Below are 7,845 nucleotides of genomic sequence, written 5' to 3'. Positions count from 1 at the left end.
CGTCGATCACCGGATAGATCGGCATGATCAACGCCGAGGCGTCCCACTGCCGGGTGTTGTGCAGGACGGGGGAGATGAGAAAGGTCCACGAGGCGAGCAGGGCGCCGAGCGCGATCAACCCCGAATCCAGCACCAGATCGCGCTGACAGCTGGAGCGCCGCGGCCACAGCCAGAGGAAGGCGGCGACGCCGACGCCGCCGTAGCCGGCCAGCGTCGCCAGATCGTCGTAGGGCGGGAAACCGCTGCCGGTGAAATCGCGCAGCAGCGTTCCGGCGGCGAACAAGACGCCGGAGAGGGCGAGCAGATACCACGCCGCCGGTGCGGGCGGACGATGCCGCCGCACTCCCGTCCCGATCATGGTCAGCGTCGCCACGACGACCCCGAGCACCGCCGTCAGTGACAGCGCCGGTGATTCGGCGATCGCCAGGACGGCCACGATCAGGACGACGGCGGCCGATAGTGCTGTGGGCCAGAGCTTTTCCGGCGGCCACGTGCGTAGCGGCCGGATGCGGGTGGTGTGGTGGTGCTGTGTGCCGGATGTCATCAGCCCCCCTGGTCCGCGTCGTCGTCGATGAACCGAGCCGCGTAGTAGGTTTGTGAATCCTCGATCGCGACTTCCACGTTCGCCTGTTCACCGATCGCACTGCGCAGTGCGTCGGCGAACGAGAATTGAGAATTGTTGTACGAGCAGATGTCCCAGCCGACGACCCCACCATCTGCCGCCAGGATCTGGACAACTGTACTGATCATGGCATGAAAAGCCACCCCGTGTCGCGCAGTTGGGGTAACAAGGGTGAAACCTGCATAGTAAATCGCATTGCGCTCGGCGTGTTGCGGAAACCGTGTCGCAAAATACTCCGGACTGATCCACGGCACGGTGTCCAGATGCCGGGTCAGGGTGGTGAGTCCGATCGGCTCGCCGGCCGGCGTGCGGGCCACGATCTTGTCGACCCGAATGTCGGTCATCTCCGCGCGGAACTCGTTGCGATGCAGCACCTGCCGGGCGACCGCCTGCGCTCGCAGCGGTCCGAAGGCCTGCTCGTAGAGGTCGTGGAAGAGTTCGATCTCGGCGTCGGCGATCGCCGCCTCGAGGGTGATCTCGACACCCGGCCACGACGCCGCGGGGCCGAGCGCATCGTTCACGGACGATCCCAGCCGCTGGCCCGGTACGCGGCCAGTGCCAGCGCACACGTGTCGCGCCCGTCGGAGCGCGCCGCGACGGTGGCGGTGTGGATCGGGCCGAACCGTCCCGGCCGCGCGGCGGTCATATCGGCGAGGCTGGCGTTGATGAGATCGTCGACCTGCTCGGTCGTTTCGGCGGCATGTTCGACGAACAGGCCCGCGCCGGAACCGTCCGCACACAGGGTCCAGCCGATCCCGGCGGCCGCGGTGGCGCCCCGCGTCCGCGCGTGCCCGAGGGCGTAAACGCAGTAGAGACGGTCGCCCCAGCCGATCCGCTGACGCACCCGCGCGGTGCGCCGCAGCTGTGCCCGCGGTGGGATCACCGACGACAATCGGATCAGATTCGCTTCTCCCACACCGAGTTCGCACAGGGCCGCGTCGAAGGCGGCCACCTCGGTAGCGCCCGTTCCCGTCGCCGTGCCGATCTCGATCGTCAGCGTCGCGGATCCTTCGCGATCGCGATCACGGCGGCCGCGGGGGTCGAGCGAAGTATGAGTTGTGAGCATCGTGTTCGATCCTTCCCGGGCTCACCAGTGTTGCATTTTGCAGGGCGGCGTTTCTCTAAATTCCCTCTTCGAAGAGTGGCAGATCGACCCGGCGCGCGCCGCGCGGGACGCGGACTGGCCCCGGAGATGCACTGGGGCGCGCTACGATCCGGGCATATCGCGACCCGGTCGACCGCTGGTCTTTCCGACAGGAGATCCGTATGCAGCCTCTAGCTCAGCTACCGCACCGGTTCGATTCAGCGGCGGCGGTGCTGGGTGCGGATCAGCTCCGGCTCGATGCCGCACCTGTCGATTACGCCTTGGTCGCCGTGTATTTCGTGTTCGTACTCGGTATCGGACTGATGGCCCGCGCGCGGGTCTCGTCGAGCATCGATTTCTTCCTGTCGGGTCGGTCGCTGCCCGCCTGGGTCACCGGCCTGGCCTTCATCTCCGCGAATCTCGGTGCGGTCGAGATCATGGGCATGTCGGCCAACGGCGCCGAATACGGCATGCCGACCATGCACTACTTCTGGATCGGCGCGGTGCCGGCCATGCTGTTCCTCGGCGTGGTGATGATGCCGTTCTACTACGGCTCCAAGGTCCGCAGTGTTCCGGAGTTCATGCGGCGGCGCTTCGGCACCGGCGCGCATCTGGTGAACGCGATCAGTTTCGCGCTCGCCCAGGTGCTGATCGCCGGGGTCAATCTCTACCTGCTCGGCTCGATCGTCAATGTGCTGCTGGGCTGGCCGCTCTGGGTGTCGGTGATCGTCGCGGCGTTGATCGTGTTGTCCTACATCACCCTCGGCGGTCTGTCGGCGGCGATCTACAACGAGGTGCTGCAGTTCTTCGTCATCGTCGCGGCGCTGCTGCCGCTCACCCTGGTCGGCCTGCACCGCATCGGCGGTGTGAGCGGTCTGAAGGACCAGGTGACCGCCCGGCCCGACGGCTCCGAACAGTGGCACTCCTGGCCGGGCCACGAGCTGAGCGGTTTCTCCAACAACGTCCTGTCGGTGACGGGCATCGTGCTCGGTCTCGGGTTCGTGCTGTCGTTCGGTTACTGGACAACGAATTTCGTCGAGGTGCAGCGCGCGCTGGCGACGCATTCGATCTCGGCCGCGCGGCGCACCCCGATCATCGGCGCCTACCCCAAGATGTTCATCCCGTTCATCGTCGTCATCCCCGGTATGGTCGCCGCATTGCTGATCCCGCAGATCGCCGAGTTGAAGAACACCGGTCAGGGCGACGCTACCTACAATCAGGCGCTGCTCTACCTGATGAAAGAGGTTCTGCCGAACGGACTTCTGGGTGTCGGCCTGGCGGGTCTGCTGGCGGCGTTCATGGCCGGGATGGCGGCCAACATCTCCGCGTTCAACACCGTCTTCAGCTACGACCTGTGGCAGCAGTACGCGGTCAAGGACAAACCCGACGGCTATTACCTCACCGTCGGCCGCCTCGCCACGATCGGCGCCACGGCCATCGCGATCGGTACCGCGTTCATCGCGGGCAGCTTCTCGAACATGATGGACTACCTGCAGACGCTGTTCTCGTTCTTCAACGCGCCGCTGTTCGCGACCTTCATCCTCGGCATGTTCTGGAAGCGGATGACCCCGACCGCCGGTTGGGTCGGCCTGGTGGGCGGAACCCTCAGCGCGATGGTGATCTTCATCCTGAACAAGGCCGAGGTGTTTCACCTGTCCGGCCAGGGGTCGAGTTTCGTCGCCGCCGGTGTGGCCTTCGTGGTCGATATGGCGCTCAGTATCGCGGTGAGTATGTGGACCACGCCCAAACCCGACGCCGAACTGGTCGGACTGGTGTATTCGGAGACGCCGAAGGCCCAGCTCACCGATCCCGATGCCGCGACGTTGCCGTGGTATCAGCGACCGGTGCTGCTCGCCGGGATCGCCCTGGTCATCGTGATCGCGCTGAACATCTTCGTCGGATGAGGAAGTGACGCCATGCTTTTCGATATCCGCACCATCGTCGGTGCCCTGCTCGGGTGCTACGGCCTGATCCTCGTCGTCACCTCGCTCGTCCACGACACCGCCGCCGAGCGGGTGCGCACGGGTGGGTGGAATATCAACCTCTGGGCCGGGATCGGGATGCTCGTCGCGGCGGCGGCCTTCCTGCTGTGGGTGGTGCTACGGCCGGTCCGCGAACTCACCGAATCCGAACCGGAGCAGTCCGAGACCGAGACACCCGGCGGCCCCGCGGAACCCTAGCGGCCAATGCTATTCGCCGTCCTGCTCGAGTACGTCGACCACGTGCTCGGCGATGGCCATACTCGAGGTGGCCGCGGGGGAGGGCGCGTTGCGGACGGCGGTGATCGGGCCCAGGCGGTGGATGCGGAAGTCGTCGACGAGTTCCCCACCGGCGTCGACGGCCTGCGCTCGCACACCCGAACCGGCCCGGAACACGTCGCGCACGCCGATGTCCGGGACATATCGTTGCGCCGCCCGCATATACGCGCGCGCGGACAGTGAGCCGTAGATTTCGCGCACCCCGGTGCGCCAGTGCCGGCGCGCCATCCGCCAGGACCCGGGCCAGGCCGCGAGGTCGCGCAGGTCCCGCGCGGAGACCGCGGACCGCCGATATCCCTCGCGAGCGAGTGCGAGCACCGCGTTCGGCCCCACCTCCACCTCCCCGTTCACCCGGCGGGTGAAATGTACGCCGAGAAAGGGGTACCGCGGATCGGGTACCGGATAGATCAGTCCGCGCACCAGATCCTTCTTCTCCGGCCGGACCAGCATGTACTCGCCCCGGAACGGAATGATCCTGGGCCCCGGCTCGTCTCCGGCCAGCCCGGCCACGGCATCGCTGTGCAGACCCGCGCATACGACGAGCCGATCCACCACGATCTGCGCGGCGTCCGAGCCGAAGCGGATGCCGGTCGGGGCGGGCGTGACATCGGTGACCGGGAAGGACAAGCGGATCTCCCCGCCCGCGGTGGTGATGTCGTCGGCGAAGGCGGCGGCGATCCGGGGAAAATCGGTGATGGCGGTATGCGGCGAATGCAGCGCGGCCAGCCCCGTCGCATGCGGTTCGATCCCGCGGAGCTCGCCGGCATCGATACGCCGCAGCCCCGGTACGCGATTGCTGCCCGCCCGCTCGGCCAGCGCGTCCATTCGCACCACATCGTCCGGCGTGACCGCGACGACCAATTTGCCGACCTCGTCGTAGGGCAGCCGCTTCTCGGCGCAGTAGTCGCGCAGCAGCTGCCGTCCGCGGGCGCACAGGGTGGCCTTCAGCGACCCGGGCTCGTAGTAGATTCCGGCATGGACGACTCCGGAGTTGTGCCCGGTCTGGTGGGTCGCGACCCGATCTTCCTTGTCCACCACGACGACCCGGGTGCCGGGCCGCCGGCGGGTGATTTCCCGGCCGATCGCCAGTCCGATGATGCCGGCGCCGATGATGCCGACGGTCTGCTCCGGCACGCTCACTCCCACTCTCGCCCGTGATCGGCCACGTTCGTCGTCAATGTACGGGCGGTCGCCGGCGTCGGCGTCCTCGGGGCCGACCGGGCGGCTATTGCCCAGGCCGGTTCCGCGTGAACATCGTGGCAGCCGCGAGAACACCCAGGGCGCCCAGCACGATGCCGATGCTGCCCAGCCATCGCGCCGTGGTGTCGGTCTCGTGTTCCTCGGCCGCGGCGGCGGCGTGGACGTCGCCGTGGTTCTGCGCCCCGCCCTCGTGCGCGGGCGCCAATGCCAGTGTCGGCGCGGGGAATTCGGGTTCGGTGTCCCCGGAGGGGGATTGGTCCCAGTTCACGACCCGTCCGTCGGCGTAGGTCTGGGTGGCGGGCAGTGTGACGGTGTCGGCGTCCGGCAGTCCGTCGGCCAGCACCGAGAACTGTTCGAATTGCCCGGCCCCGATGCCGCCGCCCGGATCCGCCATCCACGTGACGGCGACGACCCGGTGGTTGTCGTCGCGGGTGACCTTCGTCTTCCAACCCGGTACGGGTTCGGTGTCGGCTTCCGTCAGGGCCGGAAGCCGCACGCTCAGTTGTGTGGTGGCGCTACCGGTGGCCGATTCGTTGGGTACCCGGAAGGTCAGCACCGCCGAACCGCCGCGGGCCGCGTCGGGACCGGAGACGGTGACATGGGCGGATGCCGGGGCGGCGGCGAGGACGGTGGCCGCCGCGGTGGCGATACCGGCGAGCGCGGCGCGGCGGAACCAGGATTCGTTCATAACGCGGTCACTCCTTCGCGAAGGGAAAACGGAGACAACCTGTGCTGATCGTGTGCACGATATCCCGAATGGGCGGCGCCGGCGCCGATCCCGGCGGATTGCGCTGGGCGCCTCCGCCGGGTGGCCTCGCTTACCTCACTTCGCGGGGAACGGGGAGTTCACCGTCGTGAAGTACTGCGCCGCGGCCAGGACCGCGACCGGGGCGGTGACCAGCAGCTGACCCGCGAGAGTGCCCAGTGCGCCGATGGCGACGATGCCGCCGAGGCAGCCCACCACCGCGGCCGGCACGAACGGGCCGAACATGCCGACGATGGTGGCCGCCGCGATGGTCGCTCCCGCGATCCCGCCCAGGACACAGCCGATTCCGGCGCCACCGATGCCGCCCACCAGGGTGCCGATCGAAGCGCCGGCGCTGAGGGTGCTGGTCATCCGGCTCCACGCGGCCTGCTCCCGGTCGTACGGGGTCTTCCACGGCGCGCTGTCCTCGAACGGCATCGCGACCGGCTGGTACGCCGCGTGCGCGAGGTCGAACTTCGGGGTCAGGGTCGCGGTGCGGTCGTGGATCCGGGCCTCGATCGGGAAGACGAAATCGTCGACCCGGAAGGTCAGCTGCGTTCCGGCCAGTACGGTGCCGTCGGCCGCCTTGACGGTGAATACGCCGTCGTCGGCCGACAGCGATCCGGCGTCGGTGGAGATGACGGTGCCGGTCGGCGTGGTGGTCGCCTGGAAGCCGACCGCACCGGCCTCGGCGGGATCGGCGCCCGCGGTGGCTGTGCTCAGGCCCAGGGCGGCGGCGACGAAGGCGGCGGTGGCGGCGATGTTCTTGATTCCCATGGTGATGAATCCTTTGCGGTATCAGGTAAACGAAAGTTGCTGTAGGTGTGCCGAGTGCGCCGAATCTGGGCATGAAGCAGCCCCGGACGACCGAAGTCGGTGTGTCCGACGGATTACGGCGCAATCGGTGATGCCGGCCGATCGCTGTCGGCGGCTGTCACGGCCCGGCCGAGCGCGCGGTCCATCGCACGGGCGACTCGGCGTCGCTCGTGCGAGCGGGAAAGATGTTCCGGCGCAGCCGAATTACGTCGGCAGGTGTCGTGACCGAATGCGGTTCAGGACGTCAGGCGACTACTCCCCGGCGTCGTCCCGCGATCAGGCCGAGGACGATGTCGACGATCAGGAATGCGAGCAGACTCACGCCGAGCACCGGTGCGAACCATCCGATCCCCACGGTGACCGCGACCAGCGGGACGCTGATCCACAGCGGCGCCCGTCGCAGCACTCCGCGTGCCGGTGCCCGCCCGAAGGTGAAGGGGCTGTGCTCGCGGGTCGGACGCCGTCGCCACCACATCAGATAGCCGCGTCCGATCACGATGATCAGCGCGATCATCGTGGCCAGCAGCAACAGCTGATTGGCGAGGCCGAACAGCATGCCCATATGCAGCTGAATGCCCCAGTTGGCGAGTTTGGCCATCAGCGGCCAGTCCGCGTAGCGCAGGATGTCGGTGACATCGCCGGTCTTACCGTCCACCGCGATCGCGTCCTGGGTGTAGACCCCGGACAGGCGGCGTTCCTTGACGGTGAAGGCGGTGGTGTCCTTCGCCGGGATCGTGATCTCGACCGGACCGTCGATACCGTGCCCGCGGGCCACCGCGAGAACCTTGTCCACTCGCGCGGCGCGGTCGGCGGGAACGGGCATCGACATGCCGTGTCCGCCGGTGTGTTCGGCATGTTCACCGGCCGGCATCGACGGCATCGGTGCACCCGGCAGTGCCGTGTCGACGACCGGGGTGGTCCAGTTCAACTGCTGCCGCAGCGACGTGATGTGCTGTCCCGCATGCTGCGACCAGGTCATACCGGTCGCCGAGAGGAACAGCAACGGCAGCACGATCCACATCCCGACCGCGGCATGCCGGCTGACGCTGCGCGGACGACCGGCCTTCGACCGATCCGGCCACAGCAGCCGCCGCGCGGAACCGCGGGAGCGGCGCAGCCA

8 protein-coding genes and 1 pseudogene are annotated in these 7,845 nt (G+C 67.9%); 2 read left to right on the top strand and 7 right to left on the bottom strand.

Annotated features, from left to right (window positions below):
- The 3 genes and pseudogenes from IRT45_RS35630 to IRT45_RS35620 all read right to left on the bottom strand — a co-directional run.
- Nucleotides 1-544: pseudogene (locus IRT45_RS35630) on the bottom strand (hypothetical protein); the annotation flags it as partial.
- A complete protein-coding gene (locus IRT45_RS35625; RefSeq protein ID WP_228535982.1) occupies nucleotides 544-1,143 on the bottom strand; it encodes a hypothetical protein in 600 nt (199 codons plus the stop codon). The gene IRT45_RS35625 and the pseudogene IRT45_RS35630, both read right to left, overlap by 1 nt.
- Nucleotides 1,140-1,688: a pyruvoyl-dependent arginine decarboxylase gene (locus tag IRT45_RS35620; RefSeq protein ID WP_194810157.1), complete on the bottom strand. Its 549-nt coding sequence runs from the start codon at nucleotides 1,686-1,688 to the stop codon at nucleotides 1,140-1,142. The genes IRT45_RS35625 and IRT45_RS35620 overlap by 4 nt, the downstream gene beginning before the upstream one ends.
- A 200-nt stretch (nucleotides 1,689-1,888) precedes the next feature.
- On the opposite strand from IRT45_RS35620, the gene IRT45_RS35615 reads away from it, so the two are divergent.
- Nucleotides 1,889-3,610, top strand: a complete 1,722-nt coding sequence (locus IRT45_RS35615) for a sodium:solute symporter family protein (RefSeq protein WP_228535980.1) — start codon at nucleotides 1,889-1,891, stop codon at nucleotides 3,608-3,610.
- Between the two features lie 12 nt (nucleotides 3,611-3,622).
- Nucleotides 3,623-3,886, top strand: coding sequence for a hypothetical protein (locus tag IRT45_RS35610; RefSeq protein WP_063012152.1), 264 nt, complete (start codon nucleotides 3,623-3,625; stop codon nucleotides 3,884-3,886).
- A gap of 9 nt (nucleotides 3,887-3,895) precedes the next feature.
- Here the strand turns inward: IRT45_RS35610 and lhgO are convergent, their stop codons facing one another.
- The 4 genes from lhgO to IRT45_RS35590 all read right to left on the bottom strand — a co-directional run.
- Entirely contained in the window at nucleotides 3,896-5,098 is a 1,203-nt protein-coding gene (gene lhgO, locus IRT45_RS35605) for an L-2-hydroxyglutarate oxidase (protein ID WP_194810156.1), read from the bottom strand.
- 91 nt (nucleotides 5,099-5,189) lie between these two features.
- Complete coding sequence (locus IRT45_RS35600; RefSeq protein ID WP_194810155.1) at nucleotides 5,190-5,852, bottom strand: YcnI family protein; 663 nt, start codon at nucleotides 5,850-5,852, stop codon at nucleotides 5,190-5,192.
- 135 nt (nucleotides 5,853-5,987) lie between these two features.
- The gene (locus tag IRT45_RS35595) at nucleotides 5,988-6,686 is read right to left on the bottom strand and encodes a hypothetical protein (RefSeq protein WP_194810154.1); all 699 of its coding nucleotides are present in this window, start codon (nucleotides 6,684-6,686) and stop codon (nucleotides 5,988-5,990) included.
- Between the two features lie 283 nt (nucleotides 6,687-6,969).
- A partial coding sequence (locus IRT45_RS35590; RefSeq protein ID WP_194810153.1) for a PepSY domain-containing protein occupies nucleotides 6,970-7,845 on the bottom strand: 876 nt, incomplete at its 5' end.

The organism is Nocardia sp. BSTN01, assembly GCF_015354405.1.
Taxonomy (GTDB): domain Bacteria; phylum Actinomycetota; class Actinomycetes; order Mycobacteriales; family Mycobacteriaceae; genus Nocardia.
The sequence above is the reverse complement of the archived record's forward strand: the minus strand, read 5'-3'. Positions and strand labels throughout refer to the sequence as shown.